A 20,640-nucleotide genomic window follows, 5' to 3' on the forward strand; every position below is an offset into this window, starting at 1 on the left:
GCTGTAACGGCAAGGCCTGACTCTACTGTAAATCGCTGCCAAGACTTGTCAGCACACCGAATCCTCTGATCGAGATACACAAGTGATCGAAAATCTACGCAACATCGCCATCATTGCTCACGTTGACCATGGTAAGACCACCCTGGTAGACAAACTCTTGCGTCAATCCGGCACCCTGGAGCGCAACGAGCTCAACGACGAGCGCGTGATGGACTCCAACGACCAGGAGAAAGAGCGCGGTATTACCATTCTGGCGAAAAACACCGCCATCAACTGGAACGGCTACCACATCAACATCGTGGACACCCCGGGCCACGCCGACTTCGGCGGCGAAGTTGAACGCGTAATGTCGATGGTTGACTCCGTTCTGCTGCTGGTTGACGCTCAAGACGGCCCTATGCCGCAAACCCGTTTCGTGACCAAGAAGGCTTTCGAAGCCGGCCTGCGTCCAATCGTGGTGATCAACAAGGTTGACCGTCCAGGCGCGCGTCCGGACTGGGTTCTGGACCAGATCTTCGACCTGTTCGACAACCTCGGTGCTACCGAAGAACAGCTGGACTTCAAAGTTGTCTACGCCTCGGCCCTGAACGGCATTGCCGGTCTGGAACACACCGACATGGCTGAAGACATGACCCCGCTGTACCAGTCGATCGTCGACAACGTACCTGCGCCGAAAGTCGACCGTGAAGGTCCGTTCCAGATGCAAATCTCCGCTCTGGACTACAACAGCTTCCTGGGTGTTATCGGCGTTGGCCGTATCGCTCGTGGTCGCATCAAGCCGAACACTCCGGTTGTCGCTATCGACGCCGACGGCAAGAAGCGTACCGGTCGTATCCTGAAGCTGATGGGTCACCACGGTCTGCACCGTATCGACGTTGAAGAAGCAGCTGCCGGCGACATCGTCTGCATCAGCGGCTTCGACCAGCTGTTCATCTCCGACACTCTGTGCGACCCACTGAACGTCGAAGCGATGAAGCCGCTGACCGTTGACGAACCAACCGTTTCCATGACCTTCCAGGTAAACGACTCGCCTTTCTGCGGTAAAGAAGGCAAGTTCGTCACCAGCCGTAACATCAAGGAACGTCTGGACAAAGAACTGCTCTACAACGTTGCCCTGCGCGTTGAAGAAGGCGACACCGCCGACAAGTTCAAAGTCTCCGGCCGTGGTGAGCTGCACCTCTCGGTACTGATCGAAACCATGCGTCGCGAAGGCTTCGAAATGGGTGTTGGTCGTCCGGAAGTGATCATCCGCATGGTTGACGGCGTCAAGCACGAACCGTACGAAAACGTGACCATCGACCTGCCGGAAGAATCGCAAGGTTCGATCATGGAACAGATCGGTATCCGTAAGGGCGACCTGACCAACATGGTTCCGGATGGCAAGGGCCGTGTGCGCCTTGAGTACAACATCCCGGCTCGTGGCTTGATCGGTTTCCGTAACGAGTTCCTGACCCTGACCTCCGGTGCAGGCATCCTGACCTCGATCTTCGACCGTTACGACGTGATGAAGTCCGGCGACATGTCCGGCCGTCAGAACGGCGTGCTGGTTTCGGTTGCTACCGGTAAGGCTCTGACTTACTCGCTGGAAACCCTACAAGCTCGCGGCAAACTGTTCCTGGGTCACGGTGAAGACGTGTACGAAGGTCAAATCGTCGGCATCAACAGCCGCGACAACGACCTGGGCGTTAACCCAACCAAAGGCAAGAAGCTCGACAACATGCGTGCCTCGGGTAAAGACGAAACCATCGCTCTGGTTCCGCCTATCCGTTTCACCCTGGAACAAGCTCTTGAGTTCGTGCAAGAAGACGAACTGTGCGAAGTCACTCCTAAGTCCATCCGTCTTCGTAAGAAGATCCTGGGCGAAAGCGAGCGTACCCGCGCTGCCAAGAAAGCCGGTAACTGAGTTTCGACTTAGTTAGCTGCTAAAAAAACGCCCCCGACCGCAAGGTCGGGGGCGTTTTTGTTTGTCTGGGGTTTGAAGATCGTTCCCACGCTCTGCGTGGGAATGCAGCCCGGGACGCTCCGCGTCCCTAAAGCGGACGCGGAGCGTCCGTTGAGGCATTCCCACGCGGAGCGTGGGAACGATCAGGGTTGGGTTAAAACTTTTCGAGGGTGCGACGGCTCTCGCTGGTCTCGCGCGCCACTTCTTTGGGCTTATACGCGCAATACCCCGGCCGCGGCCCGATTTTCGGGTGGTTGCGGCAAGTATCCGGGCGCTTTTCATAAATAGTGCACAGACGGCTCTTACGATCCAGGTACAGGCAATCGTTATTGCTCATGCGCTGAAGGGTGAAGATCTCGGACTTCTGGTTGTAACGCTCGACGATCCCTTCCTTCTGCAGGCGCTTGGCGATGTTCTTTGGCGGCTCGCCGCGCTCGAATTCATCGACGATGCCGATACGGATCAGATCCTTGATCTTGACCTCGACCGGCAGGGTGCAGCAGCTGGAAACACACGAACCACACATCGGGGCGGAGTACTTGGCCCAGGTATCGAGGCGATCGATCTCCGCGGCGGCGATCAGGTTGGACTTCATCATCGGTTGTTACCAGCGTGCATCAGGGCGCGCGATCATACCGGGACTGGTGGATTTTTGAACAACCTTTCGCCAGATTTTTTCGTATTTCGCCCGATAACACCTGTAACCCGGCACGGCCCCTGCATTCTTTCCGGTGCGCGGCAAGGTAATGTCGATCTATCTCACACTAACGGGAAAAACTGCCGAACCAGAGTTCCAACGGCCTGTCAGACCGTCTAGGCTCAACAACTCCACGCTCGCTCGAGGTCCTTTCAATGACTCAAGAACCACTTGTTCGCGAAGCAGAGGTGGCCGCATTTCGCGACGCCGTCTTGACCAAACTCACCTACGCGGTGGGCAAAGACCCGGATCACGCCTTCGACCACGACTGGTTCGAAGCCATTGCCCTGGCGGCGCGCGATCACATGGTCGAGCACTGGATGGATCACACCCGGCAGATTTACCGCAAAGGTCAAAAGCGGGTTTATTACCTTTCCCTCGAATTCCTGATCGGCCGTCTGCTCTACGACAGCCTGAGCAACCTTGGTCTGCTGGACGTCGCCCGCGAGGCCATGACTGAACTCGGCGTCGACCTTGAGCGCATCCGCCTGCTGGAGCCCGACGCAGCGTTGGGCAACGGCGGCCTCGGTCGTCTGGCCGCGTGCTTCATGGAAAGCATGTCGACCCTCGGCATCGCCGGCCACGGTTACGGTATTCGTTACGAACACGGTTTGTTCCGCCAGGCCATCGTCGACGGCTGGCAACAGGAACAGACCGAACACTGGCTGGATTTCGGTAACCCTTGGGAGTTCGAACGGCCAGAGGTCGTTTACCCGATCGGTTTCGGCGGCAGTGTCGAAACCGTCACCGACGAAGCCGGCAAGTCCAAGCAAGTCTGGACGCCAGCGGAAACCGTTCGCGCGATTGCGTATGACACGCCGGTCGTCGGCTGGCGCGGAGCGAGCGTCAACACGTTGCGCCTGTGGCGCGCCCGGGCCATGGAAGATTTGCACCTGGAACGCTTCAACGCCGGCGACCACTTGGGCGCCGTGGCAGAAGTCGCCCGGGCCGAAAGTATTTCCCGGGTGCTCTACCCGGCGGACAGCACCGAAGCCGGCCAGGAACTGCGCCTGCGTCAGGAGTATTTCTTCGTCGCCGCGTCCTTGCAGGACTTGCTGCGCCGCCATCGCAACATGCACACCTCGGTCCTGACCCTGGGCGATCATGCCGCGATCCAGCTCAACGACACGCACCCCTCGATTGCCGTGGCCGAACTGATGCGGCAACTGGTCGATGTCTATGACGTCGCGTGGGATGCGGCATGGCAGGTCACCGTCGACACGCTGTCCTACACCAACCACACGCTGCTGCCGGAAGCGCTGGAAACCTGGCCGGTCGGTTTGATGGAGCGGATGCTGCCACGGCACATGCAGATCATTTACCTGATCAACGCCCAGCACATCGATTCGTTGCGGGCCAAGGGTATCCATGACTTCGAGGTCTTGCGCGCGGTGTCGCTGATCGAAGAAGACAACGGCCGCCGTGTGCGCATGGGCAACCTGGCGTTCCTTGGTTCCCACAGCGTCAACGGCGTGTCCGGGCTGCACACGCAGCTGATGCGCAAAACGGTATTTTCCGAACTGCACAAGCTCTACCCGGACCGGATCAACAACAAGACCAACGGCATCACCTTCCGCCGCTGGCTTTACCAGGCCAACCCTGAGCTGACCTCGATGATGGTCGACGCCCTCGGCCCGGATCTGCTGGACAACGCCGAAGAGCGTCTGCTCGGCCTGGAACCCTTCGCCGAGAAAGCCGCGTTCCGCAAGGCCTTCGCCGAGCAGCGCCTGCACAGCAAGAAAGCCCTGGCGTACATCATTCATGAGCGACTTGGCGTTGCGGTCAACCCGGCCGCGATGTTCGACGTGCAAGTCAAACGGATCCACGAATACAAACGTCAGTTGCTGAACCTTTTGCACACCGTCGCGCTGTATCAGGCGATTCGCGCCGAACCGGAAGTCGATTGGGTGCCCCGGGTGAAGATCTTCGCCGGCAAGGCGGCGGCCAGTTATCACCAGGCCAAGCTGATCATCAAATTGACCAACGACATCGCCCGGGTGGTGAACAACGACCCGACCGTGCGCGGTTTGCTCAAAGTGGTGTTCTTGCCCAACTACAACGTCAGTCTGGCGGAAAGCATCATTCCGGCCGCGGATTTGTCGGAGCAGATTTCCACCGCAGGCTTCGAGGCATCGGGCACCAGCAACATGAAGTTCGGCCTCAACGGCGCGCTGACCATCGGCACCCTGGACGGGGCGAACGTGGAAATGTGCGAACGCATCGGCGTTGAACACATGTTCATCTTCGGCCTCAGCGCCCAGCAGGTTGAAGCGCGCAAGCAGAACCATGAGTTCAACGCGACGCCGGATATTGCGGCCTCCCATCGGCTCAATGATGTGCTGCAAGCGATACGCGGCGGGGTGTTCTCGCCGGATGATCCTTCCCGTTACACAGGATTGATCGATTCGTTGATCGACTACGATCGCTTCCTGGTCTGCGCCGATTTCGACTCTTACTGGGAAGCGCAGATGCGGGTAGAAGCCCATTGGCACGATTCGAAAGAATGGTGGCGTTCGGCGGTGTTGAACACCTCCAGGATGGGCTGGTTCTCGTCCGACCGGACCATTCGCGAGTACGCCACGGATATCTGGAAAGCTTTGGAGTAACTTTTAGCAATAATTGCGAGCAAGGCCCGACGGTTGTTGGGCCTGATCGATATACTAAGCGCCGGTTACACCGGGCGGTATGCATCGCGATCCATTGTGGGAGCGAGCCTGCTCGCGAAAGCGGACTGACATTCAACATCAATGCTGAATGTTAAGGCCTCATCGCGAGCAGGCTCGCTCCCACAGGTTTGTGTGGTTTCACACTAAACTCAGCCAGATGCCGCTTTACCCGGATTCGCCCCGCAGCGGGGCCGCTTAGGGATATCGACCATGCAATGGATGTTCATGCTGATTGGGCTGGTGCTGGGCTGGGTACTCGACGAGTCGTTCAGCGATGCGCTGCTGGGCGCGCTGCTCGGGCTGGGTATTGGCCAGGCCATTCGCATTGGCCGCCTGAGTTCTCAGGCTGCCGAGCAACGCAAGCTACTCGATCAGGCTCAGATTGCGCTGAATGCAGTGCAGCAACGGTTGTCACTGCTGGAAGTGTCAGGCGTCAAGACGCCGGAAACCCACGAGCCCGAGCCGGCTCCTGAATTTACGCTCGACGAAATCCCTGTCGAAGCCCCGGAGCTGATCTGGGAGCTCCCCCCCGAACTCGAACCGATCACCGTGGTCGCCGCTGAAGCGAGCCGCCCAGTGCCCGTCGATGCCTGGAAACCCCAGCCGGTCGCCCGCGAGCCGCAACAACCCGCCATCCCGCGTGGCCCGAACTTCATCGATCGCGCCATCAGTGGCGCCCGCAACTGGCTGTTCGGCGGCAACACGGTGCTGCGGGTCGGTGTGGTGCTGTTGTTTCTCGGCCTGGCCTTCCTGTTGCGTTACGCCACCGAAGGCATGGTGGTGCCGATCGAGTTGCGTTATGCCGGTGTTGCGGCGGCGGCATTGGGGCTTCTGGGGCTGGGCTGGTGGCTTAGAACACGCAACAGCCATTACGCGTTGATGCTGCAAGGCACCGGGATCGCGGTGTTGTACCTGACCGTGTTTGCCGCGATGCGCCTGCATCCACTGCTCGATCCTACGGCGGCGTTGGGTCTGCTGGTCGCGGTGACGGTGTTCTCGGCGATTCTCGCCATCACCCAGGATGCCTTGGGCCTGGCTGCCGCTGCGGCACTCGGGGGTTTTGCGGCGCCGATCCTGACCTCCACCGGTGCCGGCAATCATGTCGCGCTGTTCAGCTACTTCGCCTTGCTCAACGCCGGCATCCTCGCCATCGCCTGGTTCAAGGCCTGGCGGCTGCTCAACCTGATCGGCTTCGTCGGCACCTTCGGCATCGGTTTCGCCTGGGGCCTGCGTTCCTACACGCCGGAACTGTTGTGGAGCACCGAGCCGTTCCTGATTCTGTTCTTCCTGATGTATTTGGCCATCGGTCTGCTGTTCGCCCGGCGCAAGTTGCTGGAGATGAGCGATGCGCCGGAGGATGGCAGTCGTGAAGCGCTTCTGCACTGGTCGGCGCGCAAGGGCGATTACGTCGACGGCACGATGCTGTTCGGCCCGCCGTTGGTGGGTTTCGGTTTGCAGTTCGCGTTGGTCCAGCACCTGGAGTTCGCTGCAGCCTTCAGCGCGTTGGCGTTGGGCATGATTTACATGGGCCTGGCGCGGCTGCTGATGGGCGGACGCGCGTTGCTGCTGGCGGAAACCTGCCTGGCGCTGGGGGTGATCTTCGCCAGCCTGGCGATTCCCTTGGGGCTCGATGCGCGCTGGACCGCTGCTGCCTGGGCCGTCGAAGGCGCCGGCATCTTCTGGCTGGGTCTGCGTCAGCAACGACCGCTGGCCCGAGCCTTTGCCTTGCTGCTGCAACTGGGCTCGGCCCTGGCGTTTATTAGCGAATTGCGAATTGGCGAAAGCAGCCTGCTCGAGGGTGCGCCGCTCGGCGCGTTGATGCTCGGCGTAGCGTTGTTGTTCAGTTTCTACCAGTTGCGCAAAGCCTTGCCCGAGCAGACGTCGGACTGGGAGCGTAAAGGGCTGCCGGTATTGGCCTGCCTCGGTTTGACCTTTCTTTATCTACTGGCGCCGTTGTTTTTCTTCACTCATGGCACGGCGATCAGTTGGGCACTGGCGGGGTTGGCGACGTTGTTCGTTGGCTTGCGTCTGCAATCGCGCACCTTCCTGTTCACCGCATTCGCCGTGCAGTTGCTCGGCGGTGCGTTGTTCCTGCTGCGGCTGCAAGGTTCGAGCGGTGAGTCCGGCGTTGTATTCAACGCGGGTTGGAGCGGTTTGTTGAGTGCGTCGTTGATCGGCCTGGCGCTGATCGCTGGCATGTTGTTGGCGGCGCGCGATGAGATGGTCCGAAGCGACGTGCGCTTGCTGCGCGGCTTGTCGGTGGTGCTGCTGGCCGGTCTGGTGTTGATCAATCTGGCGGTGCTGTTCGTCCTGCCTTGGCAAACAGCGAGTGCGGTATGGGCGGCCAGCGGTTTGTTCATCATCTGGCTCAGCCTGTACCTCAAACAGCGCGTGAGTTTTGTCTTCGGTTTGCTGTTGCAGGTGATCGGTGGCGCGGCGTTCCTGCTGGCCGGGCCGGATTTACTCGGCCCGCTGGCGAGCGAAGGGTTGAAACCTCTGGCTCATAGCGGTTTCTGGACGCCGCTGGTGTTGGGTTTGGCTGCGATGGTGGGCGCCTGGCGCTTGCAGCTCGGCAACCATGCTTCGGCCTTCGATGTGTTGAGCTTGCAGCGTTTGTCCGAAGTGTTGCTGGTGTGGGGCGCGGCTTGGTGGGCGCTGGCGTGGGTCAGTGAGGTGCTGCGCTTCGCACCTTTGAACCTGCAAGCGACGTTGTTGCTGGTGGTTGCGGCAGCGAGTGTGGCGCTGTGGACAGTCTTGGCGTTGCGTTTGAAATGGTCGTCGCTGGGCTTGCTCTGCACCTTGCTGATGCTTGCGTCCGGTTTGGTGTTGCTGGCTGCGTGGCACTCGCGTTATCACCCAGCGGCCAATGTTGGTTGGCTGGTATGGGCGGCCGTGTTCGTCGTGCACTTCATCTCCCTGCGGCGTCTGGCGCCGATGTTGCCGGCGCGCGCGCTCAGTACCGCGCACGTACTCGGCTGCTGGCTGTTGATCGGTGTGTTGGCCCTGGAGCTGCGTTACGGTTTGCTGCTGTTGTCCGAGCAGTACAACGCCTGGCGCTGGTTGGGTTGGGCGATCCTGCCGAGCCTGTATCTGGTACTGATGGCCGCACCCCGTGCCTGGCCATGGCCGGTGTCGGCTTATTCGCGCGAATACCGCGTGTACGCGGCAGCACCGTTGGCGTTGCTGATGCTCGGCTGGTTCTGGCTGGCGAACGTCGTCAGCGACGGCACCGCCGAGCCGTTGCCTTACGTGCCGCTGATCAACCCGCTGGAGTTGGGTCTGCTGTTTGCGCTGTTCGGCGTCTACGTATGGTCCCGCAGCGCCATGACACAACTGGCGATCCGCAAGGACTATGCCGAACACGCCACGCAACTGATCGCTGGCGCCTCGCTGTTTGTGTTCTTCACTGCGCTGGTAATGCGCACGGCGCACCATTGGGGCGGTGTGCCGTTCGAGTTGGATCTATTGCTCGAATCCATGCTGGTGCAGGCCGGTCTGTCCATCGTCTGGACCTTGATGGCCCTGAGTCTGATGATCGGCGGTCATTTGCGTCATCGCCGCGAAGTCTGGCTGATTGGTGCGGCGCTGATTGGTGTGGTGGTGGCCAAACTGTTCTTTGTCGAATTGAGTAACCGCGGCGGACTCGCCCGGATCGTCTCGTTTATCGGCGTTGGCGTATTGCTGTTGGTGGTGGGCTATTTCGCCCCGTTGCCGCCCAAGCGCTTTGATGCTGAGCCGGAGGCTGAAAAACCGGCCCCGCAAACCGAAGGAGTGTCGTCTTGAGTCAGAAGCTGAACCGGGTCTGGTTGGGCGCTGTTGCCCTGGGTGTGGCGCTGTCGGCCAGTGCCCAGGAAAAACTGGCGGACTTCGCCACGCAGGTGCCGTTGTCGGTCAGCGGTGAAGGTCCGTGGTATCGCCTCGAATTGCCGTTGAGCGTGCAATTGAATGCGCGGCAAACCGATCTCAGCGATGTGCGCGTGTTCAATGCCGCCGGTGAGGCCCAGGCGTATTCCTTGGCGCGTGCGCCGGCGCAGACCAGCGACAACCGTACCCTGACGGATGTGAAATGGTTCCCGCTATACAACTCGGCGGACTCCACTGAGCGTGCACCGAGCGTGCGGGTGCAATCGAGCGCCAACGGCACGCTGGTCGAAGTGCAGCCATCCAGTCAACTGGAGGCGGGCGAAGAAGTGCTGCGCGGCTGGTTGCTCGACGCCAGCAGCATCAAAGCACCGTTGCAACAGTTGATCCTCGACTGGACCAGCGAACGCGATGGCTTCCAGCGTTTCACCATCGAAGCGAGCGACGACCTGCAGCACTGGCAATCGTGGGGTGAAGGTCAGGTGGCGCGCCTGACGTTTGCCGACGAACAGGTCGAGCAGCATGAAGTCGCGCTGCCGGGTCAATCGGCCCGTTATCTGCGCTTGCTGTGGAACACGCCGCAATCGGCCCCGACATTGACCTCGGCGCAACTGCAAAGCGCCAAGACCCGCAGCCTGCCGCTACCGCTTGTCTGGTCGCAGCCGCTGGCCGGCAGCAGCGTCAAGGCGGGTGAATACACCTGGCAATTACCGATGGGACTGAATGTCGAGCGCTTGCAGGTCGAATTGAGTCAGCCCAACAGTTTGGCGCCCGTGACCTTGTCCGGTCGTCGGGAAAGCAGCCTGCCGTGGCAGCCGTTGAGCAGCGGTTTGCTGTACCGCCTGACCCAGAATGGCCAGGATGTGGTGCAGAACGAATTGCAGCTGCCGGGGCAAACCGTACAGCAGTTGAAGCTGACGGTGGACGAGCGCGGCGGCGGTCTGGGTGCCGAGGCACCGACTGTGCGATTCGCCGTGCGCTCCATTCATCTGGTGTTCCTGGCGCGCGGGGCAGGGCCTTATACGCTCGCGCTGGGAAGTGCCACGGTGAAGGCGGCGAGCCTGCCGCTGTCGACGTTGATTCCGGATTACAGCGCTGCAAAGTTGGCGACGTTGGGCAAGGCTACGGTGGACGGCGGGCTGGTGGCCACGCCGGCATCGACCGTGACAACGACGGCGACGACGGACACCAACTGGAAGAAGTTCGGGCTGTGGGCGGTGTTGTTGCTCAGTGTTTTGTTTCTGGGCGCGATGGCGTTCAGTCTGTTGCGCAAGCCGCCGGTCAAGCCTTGAAGGCGGGTGCTGCGCACCCAATCGCGAGCAGGCTCGCTCCCACAGTGGAATGCGGACCCTGTGGGAGCGAGCCTGCTCGCGAAGACGGTTTATCGGTCGGAAAAGAACCTGGATTCCAACTACGCTAAACCGGGCGCATGAACTCTATTGGGTGTAACACGTCTGATAGGAGGAAATGCGCCCTGACTCGCGTTAAACTGCGCGGGTTTTTAGCCCCCCATTCCACCGGAGCCTTCCATGTCCCGCGTTACCCTGAGTCGCTATTTGATTGAGCAGACCCGTAGCAATAACACCCCTGCCGATCTGCGTTTCCTGATCGAAGTGGTGGCGCGTGCTTGCAAAGAGATCAACCACGCCGTGTCCAAAGGCGCCCTCGGCGGTGTTCTGGGCAGCATGGGCACTGAAAACGTCCAAGGTGAAGTGCAGAAGAAACTCGACGTGATCTCCAACGAGATCCTGCTCGAAGCCAACGAATGGGGCGGTCACCTGGCCGGCATGGCGTCCGAAGAAATGGACAACGCCTACCAGATTCCGGGCAAATACCCGAAAGGCGCGTACTTGCTGGTTTTCGACCCACTGGACGGCTCGTCGAACATCGATATCAACGCACCGGTCGGTACGATCTTCTCGGTGCTGCGTTGCCCGAACGAATACCTGAGCCAAAACGAGCCCTTGAATGAAAAGGCTTTCCTGCAGCCAGGCACTGAGCAAGTGGCTGCCGGTTACGCGATCTACGGTCCACAGACCATGTTGATCCTGACCTTGGGCGACGGCGTAAAAGGCTTCACCCTGGACCGCGAAATGGGCAGCTTCGTGCTGACCCATGAAGACATCAAGATCCCGGAGTCCACTCAGGAATTCGCGATCAACGCCTCCAACCAGCGTCACTGGGAAGCGCCGGTACAACGCTACGTCAGCGAATTGCTGGCGGGCGAAGAAGGCCCGTTGAAAAAGAACTACAACATGCGTTGGGTCGCCGCGATGGTCGCGGACGTGCACCGCATCCTGACCCGTGGTGGCTTGTTCATGTACCCACGCGACAGCCGCGAGCCATCCAAGCCGGGCAAACTGCGTCTGATGTACGAAGCCAACCCGATGTCGTTCCTGGTTGAACAGGCTGGCGGCGCTTCCACCGATGGCCATCAGCGCATCCTCGACATCAAGCCTGACGGCTTGCACCAGCGTGTCGCCGTGTTCCTCGGCTCGAAAGAAGAAGTCGAGCGCGTCACGGCTTACCACAAGGAATAAACATGACCGCGCCCTGGCAGCCGTTGCTCGAATGGTGGTTTGGATCTTTCGAATCACCCAACGAAATAGCGGCTGAGAAGGGCAAGTTATGGTTTGGCAAGCGTGACAGCCAGGACCTCGAAGCGCGCACGCGTTTCGGGGACCAGGTCGAGCAGGCACTGGCCGGCGGATTGACCGAATGGGCGCAATGCCCTGAAGGTTGGCTGGCCCTGGTGCTGTTGCTCGATCAACTGCCGCGCATGATCTATCGCGACACTCCCAAATCCTTTTCAGGCGATCTCAGGGCCCAGGCACTGGTGGCGCAAGGCATTGCTGCGGATCTCGATCGGCAGTTGCGGCCGATCCAGCGAGTGTTCATCTACCTGGTGTTTGAGCATTGCGAGAATCTGGCGGTGCAGAACGAGGCGGTTTCGCGGTTTATCGATCTGGTTGAACAGCAACCCGAGGCGGATCGGGCGGTGTTTGCGGACAACCTGGATTATGCCGAGCGGCATCAGAAGATCATTGCGCGGTTTGGACGGTTTCCGCATCGCAATGCGGTGTTGGGCCGGGAATCTACGGCTGAGGAGTTGGCGTTTCTTTCGGGGCCTGGTTCTCGCTTTTAGTTTTCTGCTGTAGCTGATGCCGCTATCGCCAGCAGGCTGGCTCCCACATTGATCGTTCCCACGCTCCGCGTGGGAATGCAGCCCGGGCCGCTCCGCGTCCCTTCCAGAGCCGAACGCAGAGCGTCCGTTGAGGCATTCCCACGCAGAGCGTGGGAACGATCAGTGACTGGCAGTTAAATCCTGAAACTACCCACCAACTGCTTCAACCGCGCCGCCTGCTGTTCAAGGTCTGAACAAGCACGCAACGTCGACTGCAAATTCTCCACGCCTTCCTGGTTCAGCGTGTTGATCTCGGTAATGTCGACGTTGATCGACTCCACCACCGCCGTCTGCTCTTCTGTCGCAGTGGCCACCGACTGGTTCATCCCGTCGATCTCACCGATGCGCTGGGTCACGCTACCCAGACGTTCGCCCGCCTGATTGGCGATGCCGACGCTGCTTTCGCTCTGGCGCTGGCTGTCGGTCATGGTGATCACGGCCTCCCGGGCGCCGACTTGCAGTTCCTCGATCATCTTCTGCACTTGCTGCGCCGAATCCTGGGTTCGGTGCGCGAGGTTGCGCACCTCGTCCGCGACCACGGCAAAACCGCGACCGGCTTCACCAGCACGGGCCGCTTCGATGGCGGCGTTGAGTGCCAGCAGGTTGGTTTGCTGGGAGATGCTGGTGATCACTTCCAGAATCTGCCCGATGTTCACGGTATTGCTGTTGAGTGTTTCGATGTTGCCGCACGAATCGCTGATCTTCGCCGAGAGCTGCTGCATCGCCGCGATGGTTTTATCCACGACTTGCTGACCGTCCTCGGCCAAGGCGCGAGCATCGCTCGAATGCTGAGAGGCGAGGGCGGCGTTCTGGGCGATTTCCTGGGCGGCAGCACCCAGTTCGTTGATGGCGGCGGCTACGCTGCTGGTGCGCGAGGCTTGCTGGTCGGAGTTGAACATCGACGAATTCGACGCCGCCACCACACGCAAGGCGACTTCGTTGACCTGGCCGGTGGCCGAGGACACTTCGCGAATCGACGTATGAATCCGCTCCACAAAACGGTTGAACGAGGTGCCCAGCGCACCGAACTCGTCCTGGCCGTGGATGGTCAGGCGTTTGGTCAGGTCACCTTCGCCTTCGGCGATGTCATGCATGGCGCGGCCCATGGTCAGCAGTGGCTGCATCAGGAAGCTGATCAGCATGCCCAGCAACGCGATGATGATCACCACGGCAATGACCATGGCGATGATCGCCGAGGTGCGGAACTCGCTGAGCATCGAGAACGCGGTGTCCTGATCCAGCACCAGCGCCACGTACCAGTCTGCCGAGGGCACACCGTTGACGTGGGTAAAGGAGATGAATTGGGTCTTGCCGTCGATCTCGACTTCTTTCATGCCCGGGCTGACTTTCGGCGCACCGTTCGGGTAGGCGTCGGCCAGGCTCTTGAGCACCAGTTTGCTGTCTGGATGAATCAGGATCTTGCCGTCGGCGCTGACGATGAACGCATGGCCGTGGCCGCCGAAGTTCAGCGAGTTGATGATCGCGCTGACGCTGGACAGGTCGATGTCTGCGCCGGCGACGCCGATCATTTGATTCTGATGTTTCACCGGTGTGGCGACGGTGATCACCAGTTTGCCCGACGAAGCAGCGATATAAGGTTCGGTGACGATGGTCTGTTGCGCAGTGTTCGCCGCCTTGTACCAGCCACGGGCACGGGGATCGTAATCCGCGGCACGATTGCCGGCCGGGACCGAGAACATCACACCGTCAGTGCCACCGAAATAGCTCAGCTGAAAGTTAGTGGTGTAGGCCGGCAAGTCGATGGCGCGCTTGAGGCTGGCCGCAGCGCTACCGTCCACGGCGACCTGCTGGGACAGTGATTGCAGCAATTGAATGCGGCTTTCCAGCCAGGTCTGGATGTTGCTGCTGGTCAGGCTGCCGAGTTCCTGCATCGAGGATTCGGTACTGCTGCGCAGGGTTTGCCGCTGGCGGTAGTCGTTGAAAAGGATGAAACAAGCGAATGCAACGGCCACCACGAGGGCGGCAGCCAACAAGATCTTGTGGCTGAACTTCATGTTTCTGGTCATTAAATGAACTACCGCGGAGGGACTGGTCAACAAAGGGGCGTCAATTTGCCACAGTCGTGGGCGTTGCGCTGCTTTTATGTCGACTGGCCGGCGCCAAAGATTAGGCGGTTTTTGCGAAAACCGACGAAATACCCGATAGCGAAAGTAAAGTTGCAGATTTTCCAAATAAGGCAGACGAACGGCCAAATAAATAGGCGGGAGGCCAGGGAACCAGATTGGGGTTTTCTCTTCTAAGCTTCAGCTTGGCAGCCATGCCATCCCCTTTGCCCCAGGAGCTACACCATGTCGCTGCGCTCTATTGCCCTGCTTTCGTTCTGCGTGTTGTTGGCCGCTTGCAGCAAGGTTAATCAGGAAAACTACTCGAAGCTGTCGTCAGGCATGCCCAAGGCCGAAGTAGAAAACTTGCTGGGCAAACCCGCCGATTGCTCCGGCGCGCTCGGCATGTCCAGTTGCACCTGGGGTGACAAGAACAGCTTTATCAGCGTGCAGTACGCCGGTGACAAAGTGCTGATGTTTTCCGGCCAAGGCCTGAAGTAAACCGGGGTTATACGCCCACGGGAGAAAAACAATGAAGCGGTTACTGATAGTCCTTTTAGCCGGCTTGTTTTTGGCCGGCTGCGCCACCTCTGGCGTAGATCCATTGGCACCGAAAACTGCCAATAGCGTCAATCTCAAGAAGTACCAAGGGACCTGGTACGAGTTGGCTCGTCTGCCGATGTATTTCCAGCGCAACTGCGCGCAATCCGAAGCCCATTACACGCTCAAGCCCGACGGCAAGGTATTGGTGCTCAATCGCTGCCTGACAGCGGACTGGCAATGGGAAGAGGCCAAAGGCGTGGCCTGGCCACAGGAACCGGGCAAGACCGACAAGCTGTGGGTCGAGTTCGATACCTGGTTTTCGCGGCTGATTCCGGGTGTGGCGAAGGGCGAGTACTGGGTGTTGTACGTCAGCGATGACTACAAGACCGCCATTGTTGGCGACCCGAGCCGCAAGTATCTGTGGCTGCTGTCACGGACCCCGACGGTCAATGGCGTGGTGCGTGAGGAACTGCTGAGCAAGGCGCGTCAGCAAGGTTACGACACCACACGGCTGATCTGGCGCGCGACAGATACGCAGATGGCCAAGACGTCGAACTGATCACTGCGCTACTGATCGTTCCCACGCTCCGCGTGGGAATGCCTCAATGGACGCTCTGCGTCTGCTGTTGGGACGCGGAGCGTCCCGGGCTGCATTCCCACGCAGAGCGTGGGAACGATCGGCGGGGGGGTTAACCCAACAAATCGCGCAGGACTTGGGTGAAGGCGCGGTTACTTTCTTCTTCGCCAGCATGCCGCCCATCGCGCACAACCCACTGGCCATTGACCAGCACATCCCGCACCTGGCGATCGCCACCGGCGAACAACCAACGATTGAGAATCCCGTCGCCGCTGGCCGTCGCCAGGTACGGATCGTTGCCGTCCAGCACCAGCCAATCCGCACGTTTGCCAACTTCGAGCGCACCAATCGGCTGACCCAGCGCCTGAGCGCCGCCATCCAGTGCCGCGTCGTACAGCGTGCGGCCAACCATCGGCTGATCCGCGCCATACAAACGGTTACGTCGTTGGTCGCGCAGACGCTGGCCGTATTCCAGCCAACGCAATTCTTCCACCACGCTCAATGACACATGGCTGTCGGAACCGATGCCCATGCGCCCGCCCTGAGCGAGGAAATCCACCGCCGGGAAAATCCCGTCGCCGAGGTTGGCTTCGGTCGTCAGGCACAAGCCGGCGATGGCGCGACTCTTGGCCATCAGCGTGACTTCTTCCGGGTTGGCGTGGGTGGCGTGAACCAGGCACCAGCGCTGATCGACTTCAGTGTTTTCGTACAGCCATTGCAGCGGACGGCGGCCGCTCCAGCTCAGGCAGTCATCGACTTCCTTCTGCTGTTCGGCAATGTGAATGTGTACCGGGCACTGCTTGTCGCTGGCCGCCAATACTTCGCTGATCTGCTGCGGTGTTACCGCGCGCAACGAGTGGAAACACAAACCCAGAGACTGCGCCGGTTGCTGCGCCAGGATCGGCTGCAAGCGCGACTGAAGCTTGAGGTAGTTTTCGGTGCTGTTGATAAAGCGGCGCTGACCTTCGTTCGGGGCCTGGCCGCCGAAACCGGAATGGCTGTAGAGCACCGGCAGCAGAGTAAGCCCGATCCCGGCGGAGCTGGCGGCATGGCTGATGCGCAGCGCCAGTTCGGCCGGGTCCGCGTAAGGCTGGCCGTTGGTGTCGTGGTGTACGTAATGAAATTCCGCGACCGAGGTGTAACCGGCCTTGAGCATTTCGATGTACAGCTGACGGGCGATGACGCCGAGTTGATCCGGGCTGATTTTTCCGACGAGGCGATACATCAAGTCGCGCCAGGTCCAGAAACTGTCATTCGGATTACCCGCCACTTCCGCCAGCCCGGCCATGGCGCGCTGGAAGGCGTGGGAGTGTAGATTCGGCATACCCGGCAGCAGCGGACCGCTAAGCCGTTCGGCGCCATCTGCGTTGGAATCGGCCTGGATATGGGTCAACACGCCATCGGCGCTGACCTCAAGACGTACATTGTTGGCCCATCCACTAGGCAGCAGCGCGCGTTCGGCAAAGAAGGCGGACATGGTTCAGCACCCCATCGTGTGTTATTTGTATATACATATACAGACGTTTGCCTGCTCGGTAAACTCCGGCAAGCTAGCAACCTTTACTAAACGAACAAGGATTAACCGTGCCGACTCCCTCTGCCACATTGCCGCCGAATGCCAATCTGAGCGCCAATCTGGGCGACAGTCCGGCGCCCTTGTACGCCCGCGTCAAACAGATGATCACCCAGCAGATCGACAGTGGAAACTGGCCGCCGCACTACCGCGTTCCGTCGGAAAGCGAGCTGGTCAGCCAGCTGGGTTTCAGCCGTATGACCATCAACCGCGCCCTGCGCGAGATGACCGCCGATGGTCTGCTGGTGCGCATGCAGGGTGTCGGCACGTTCGTCGCCGAACCGAAAAGCCAGTCCGCCCTGTTTGAAGTCCACAACATCGCCGACGAAATCGCCTCCCGTGGCCATCGCCACACCTGCAAGGTCATCACCCTCGAGGAAGAGGCCGCCGGTTCCGAGCGCGCACTGGCCCTGGACATGCGTGAAGGGCAGAAAGTCTTTCACTCGCTGATCGTGCATTTCGAAAACGATATCCCGGTGCAAATCGAAGACCGTTTCGTCAACGCACTGGTGGCGCCGGAGTACCTCAAGCAAGACTTCACCCTGCAAACGCCTTACGCCTATCTGAACCAGGTCGCGCCGCTGACCGAAGGCGAGCATGTGGTCGAAGCGATTCTCGCCGAGCCGTCCGAATGCAAGTTGCTGCAGATTGAAAAGGGCGAGCCGTGCCTGCTGATTCGTCGCCGCACCTGGTCCGGCCGTCAGCCAGTGACCGCCGCCCGATTGATCCACCCTGGTTCCCGTCATCGTCTGGAAGGTCGGTTTCATAAATGAATCAAGTAAAGGTTCTACGCGCAAAAGATTACCCGCGCATGCCGTGGAAAAACGGCGGCGGCAGCACTGAAGAAATCACCCGTGATGGAGGTGCCGGCCTTGAGGGTTTCGGCTGGCGCCTGTCGATTGCCGACATCGGCGAGTCGGGCGGCTTCTCGACATTCGCCGGCTATGAGCGAGTGATCACCGTATTGCAAGGCGACGGCATGACCTTGCGGATTGATGGTCAGGACACTCGGCCATTGTTACCGCTGGACCCGTTTGCTTTCAGCGGCGAGAGCCAGGTTTCCTGCACATTGCTTGGTGGGCCGATCCGCGACTTCAACCTGATTTATGCACCGCAGCGTTATAGCGCACGGTTGCAGTGGCTGGACGGCGAGCAGCGGTTTTTCAGTTCGGCCGGCACCGTGCTTGTGTTCAGTATCACCGATGAGCTTGAAGTGAAGGTCGGTAACAGTGCCTCGCAGTTGGGTCGCCATGATTGCCTGCAACTCGTCGGTAATGTCGGACTGCTGGAAGTCTCCGGTAATGGCCTGTGCTGCGTGATCGAACTGACCGCACGCTGATCCAATTGTTTACAAAATCTCTGTGGCGAGGGGGCTTGCCCCCGTTGGGTGGCGAAGCCGCCCCCGATTTTCACATCCAATTTTGCGACTGCTGCGCAGCCGAACGGGGGTAAACCCCCTCGCCACAAAAGCAATCCACATCCTGTTTCCCATCGCGCACCACTTTGTTACTGAACGCCCCAGCGTGGCGCAAAACCGCGCTCAAGTAACAGCTGCCTCTCCTCCGAAAAATCCCCCGCGAAAAATTTCATCTTTGTCTAAACCCTTGATCCAAGGGCCTTCCAGCGTTCCAAAAACTTTTCTTGAACACTCATCCAGCAAGTTGGCCGCTTGATTGCATATGCTTGTATGTACAAGTAAAGACGTATGCGTATGAGTCGATCGAGGCTCCTCGCAACGTCCACTGATTCGCTTGTGTCGCGTTGACGCGCACAGGCTGGCTTACCCACCGCCAGGGTTGGTTTGGATTGATCGCTGAGGAGTCTTTTTCGTGACTGACAATACCCAGAAACCTACGAAGTATCGTGACGTTGAAATCCGTGCCGCACGCGGTAACAAGCTGACCGCCAAAAGCTGGCTGACTGAAGCGCCGCTGCGCATGCTGATGAACAACCTCGACCCGGAAGTCGCCGAGAACCCTAAAGAACTGGTGGTTTACGGCGGCATCGGTCGTGCGGCGCGTAACTGGGAATGCTATGACAAGATCGTCGAAAGCCTGACCAACCTGAACGACGACGAGACCCTGCTGGTGCAATCCGGCAAGCCGGTCGGCGTGTTCAAGACCCACAGCAACGCCCCGCGCGTACTGATCGCCAACTCCAACCTGGTGCCACACTGGGCGAGCTGGGAACACTTCAACGAACTCGACGCCAAAGGCCTGGCCATGTACGGCCAGATGACTGCCGGCAGCTGGATCTACATCGGCAGCCAGGGCATCGTCCAGGGCACTTACGAAACCTTCGTCGAAGCCGGTCGCCAACACTACAACGATGACCTCAAAGGTCGTTGGGTCCTGACCGCAGGCCTCGGCGGCATGGGCGGCGCTCAGCCATTGGCCGCGACCCTGGCCGGCGCTTGCTCGCTGAACATCGAATGCCAGCAGGTCAGCATCGATTTCCGCCTGAACAGCCGCTATGTCGATGAGCAAGCCACCGACCTCGACGACGCGCTGGCCCGCATCGCCAAATACACCAAGGAAGGCAAAGCGATTTCCATCGCCCTGCTGGGCAACGCGGCGGAAATCCTGCCGGAACTGGTCAAGCGTGGCGTGCGCCCGGACATGGTCACCGACCAGACCAGCGCCCACGACCCGCTCAACGGTTACCTGCCCGCCGGCTGGACCTGGGAAGAGTACCGCGCTCGCGCCAAGACCGAGCCGGCTGCCGTGGTCAAAGCCGCCAAGCAGTCCATGGCCGTGCACGTTAAAGCGATGCTCGAATTCCAGAAAATGGGTATTCCGACCTTCGACTACGGCAACAACATCCGTCAGATGGCCCAGGAAGAAGGCGTCGAGAACGCATTCGACTTCCCGGGTTTCGTACCGGCTTACATCCGTCCGCTGTTCTGCCGCGGTATCGGTCCGTTCCGCTGGGCTGCGCTGTCGGGCAATGCCGAAGACATCTACAAAACCGACGCCAAGGTCAAAGAACTGATCCCGGACGACGCCCACCTGCACAACTGGCTGGACATGGCGCGCGAGCGCATCAGCTTCCAGGGTCTGCCGGCACGCATCTGCTGGGTTGGCCTGGGCCTGCGCGCCAAGCTCGGTCTGGCGTTCAACGAAATGGTTCGCAGCGGTGAATTGTCGGCGCCAATCGTGATCGGTCGCGACCACCTGGACTCCGGCTCTGTTGCCAGCCCGAACCGCGAAACCGAATCGATGCAGGACGGTTCTGACGCCGTGTCCGACTGGCCACTGCTTAACGCTCTGCTCAACACCGCGAGCGGCGCGACCTGGGTTTCCCTGCACCACGGCGGCGGCGTCGGCATGGGCTTCTCCCAGCACTCGGGCATGGTGATTGTCTGCGACGGTACTGACGAAGCGGCCGAGCGTATCGCTCGCGTGCTGCACAACGACCCGGCCACCGGTGTCATGCGTCACGCCGATGCGGGTTACCAGATCGCAATCGACTGTGCCAAGGAGCAGGGTCTGAACCTGCCGATGATTACCGGCAAATAACGCAAATCCCTGTGGG

General features: G+C 60.0%; 15 protein-coding genes. 11 read left to right on the top strand and 4 right to left on the bottom strand.

Going from position 1 to position 20,640, the window contains the following annotated elements; genetic code table 11:
* Window positions 1-82 precede the first annotated feature (82 nt).
* Window positions 83-1,903, top strand: a complete 1,821-nt coding sequence (gene typA / locus ACQ4OB_RS06860) for a translational GTPase TypA (RefSeq protein ID WP_008149445.1) — start codon at window positions 83-85, stop codon at window positions 1,901-1,903.
* 193 nt (window positions 1,904-2,096) lie between these two features.
* On the opposite strand, the gene ACQ4OB_RS06865 is transcribed toward typA, so the two are convergent.
* Window positions 2,097-2,540, bottom strand: coding sequence for a YkgJ family cysteine cluster protein (locus ACQ4OB_RS06865; protein WP_008149447.1), 444 nt, complete (start codon window positions 2,538-2,540; stop codon window positions 2,097-2,099).
* 254 nt (window positions 2,541-2,794) lie between these two features.
* Here ACQ4OB_RS06865 and ACQ4OB_RS06870 point away from each other — a divergent pair, with 254 nt between their 5' ends.
* From ACQ4OB_RS06870 to ACQ4OB_RS06890, 5 genes are all read left to right on the top strand, one after another.
* Complete coding sequence (locus ACQ4OB_RS06870) at window positions 2,795-5,245, top strand: glycogen/starch/alpha-glucan phosphorylase (protein WP_074872762.1); 2,451 nt, start codon at window positions 2,795-2,797, stop codon at window positions 5,243-5,245.
* A gap of 270 nt (window positions 5,246-5,515) precedes the next feature.
* Entirely contained in the window at window positions 5,516-9,088 is a 3,573-nt protein-coding gene (locus ACQ4OB_RS06875) for a DUF2339 domain-containing protein (RefSeq protein WP_430955350.1), read from the top strand.
* The gene (locus ACQ4OB_RS06880) at window positions 9,085-10,458 is read left to right on the top strand and encodes a DUF3999 domain-containing protein (protein WP_074872767.1); all 1,374 of its coding nucleotides are present in this window, start codon (window positions 9,085-9,087) and stop codon (window positions 10,456-10,458) included. Before ACQ4OB_RS06875 ends, ACQ4OB_RS06880 begins: the two co-directional genes overlap by 4 nt.
* 237 nt (window positions 10,459-10,695) lie before the next feature.
* Window positions 10,696-11,706, top strand: coding sequence for a class 1 fructose-bisphosphatase (locus ACQ4OB_RS06885; RefSeq protein WP_074872770.1), 1,011 nt, complete (start codon window positions 10,696-10,698; stop codon window positions 11,704-11,706).
* A gap of 2 nt (window positions 11,707-11,708) precedes the next feature.
* The gene (locus ACQ4OB_RS06890; protein WP_430955351.1) at window positions 11,709-12,311 is read left to right on the top strand and encodes a DUF924 family protein; all 603 of its coding nucleotides are present in this window, start codon (window positions 11,709-11,711) and stop codon (window positions 12,309-12,311) included.
* Between the two features lie 173 nt (window positions 12,312-12,484).
* Here ACQ4OB_RS06890 and ACQ4OB_RS06895 read toward each other — a convergent pair whose 3' ends face one another.
* Together ACQ4OB_RS06895 and ACQ4OB_RS06900 are read right to left on the bottom strand one after the other, a co-directional pair.
* Window positions 12,485-14,377: a methyl-accepting chemotaxis protein gene (locus ACQ4OB_RS06895; protein ID WP_430955352.1), complete on the bottom strand. Its 1,893-nt coding sequence runs from the start codon at window positions 14,375-14,377 to the stop codon at window positions 12,485-12,487.
* A 100-nt stretch (window positions 14,378-14,477) separates the two neighbouring features.
* On the bottom strand, window positions 14,478-14,630 hold the full coding sequence (locus ACQ4OB_RS06900) for a hypothetical protein (protein WP_159439158.1): 153 nt from the start codon (window positions 14,628-14,630) through the stop codon (window positions 14,478-14,480).
* Window positions 14,631-14,659: 29 nt separating this feature from the next.
* Here ACQ4OB_RS06900 and ACQ4OB_RS06905 point away from each other — a divergent pair, with 29 nt between their 5' ends.
* Both ACQ4OB_RS06905 and ACQ4OB_RS06910 read left to right on the top strand, forming a co-directional pair.
* Window positions 14,660-14,914 (top strand): hypothetical protein, encoded by a 255-nt coding sequence (locus ACQ4OB_RS06905; protein ID WP_074872779.1) that lies wholly within the window; start codon window positions 14,660-14,662, stop codon window positions 14,912-14,914.
* A gap of 31 nt (window positions 14,915-14,945) precedes the next feature.
* A complete protein-coding gene (locus ACQ4OB_RS06910) occupies window positions 14,946-15,515 on the top strand; it encodes a lipocalin family protein (RefSeq protein WP_074872782.1) in 570 nt (189 codons plus the stop codon).
* A 130-nt stretch (window positions 15,516-15,645) separates the two neighbouring features.
* Here ACQ4OB_RS06910 and ACQ4OB_RS06915 read toward each other — a convergent pair whose 3' ends face one another.
* The gene (locus tag ACQ4OB_RS06915) at window positions 15,646-17,010 is read right to left on the bottom strand and encodes a formimidoylglutamate deiminase (protein WP_074872786.1); all 1,365 of its coding nucleotides are present in this window, start codon (window positions 17,008-17,010) and stop codon (window positions 15,646-15,648) included.
* A 200-nt stretch (window positions 17,011-17,210) separates the two neighbouring features.
* On the opposite strand from ACQ4OB_RS06915, the gene hutC reads away from it, so the two are divergent.
* From hutC to hutU, 3 genes are all read left to right on the top strand, one after another.
* Window positions 17,211-17,879 carry a histidine utilization repressor gene (hutC, locus tag ACQ4OB_RS06920; protein ID WP_232252242.1) on the top strand — a complete coding sequence of 223 codons (669 nt, stop codon included), beginning with the start codon at window positions 17,211-17,213 and terminating at the stop codon, window positions 17,877-17,879.
* The gene (locus ACQ4OB_RS06925) at window positions 17,876-18,445 is read left to right on the top strand and encodes a HutD/Ves family protein (protein ID WP_102614926.1); all 570 of its coding nucleotides are present in this window, start codon (window positions 17,876-17,878) and stop codon (window positions 18,443-18,445) included. Before hutC ends, ACQ4OB_RS06925 begins: the two co-directional genes overlap by 4 nt.
* A 490-nt stretch (window positions 18,446-18,935) precedes the next feature.
* On the top strand, window positions 18,936-20,624 hold the full coding sequence (gene hutU / locus ACQ4OB_RS06930; protein WP_008149472.1) for a urocanate hydratase: 1,689 nt from the start codon (window positions 18,936-18,938) through the stop codon (window positions 20,622-20,624).
* Window positions 20,625-20,640: the final 16 nt, after the last annotated feature.

The organism is Pseudomonas sp. ES4 (genome assembly GCF_050586665.1).
GTDB lineage: Bacteria > Pseudomonadota > Gammaproteobacteria > Pseudomonadales > Pseudomonadaceae > Aquipseudomonas > Aquipseudomonas frederiksbergensis.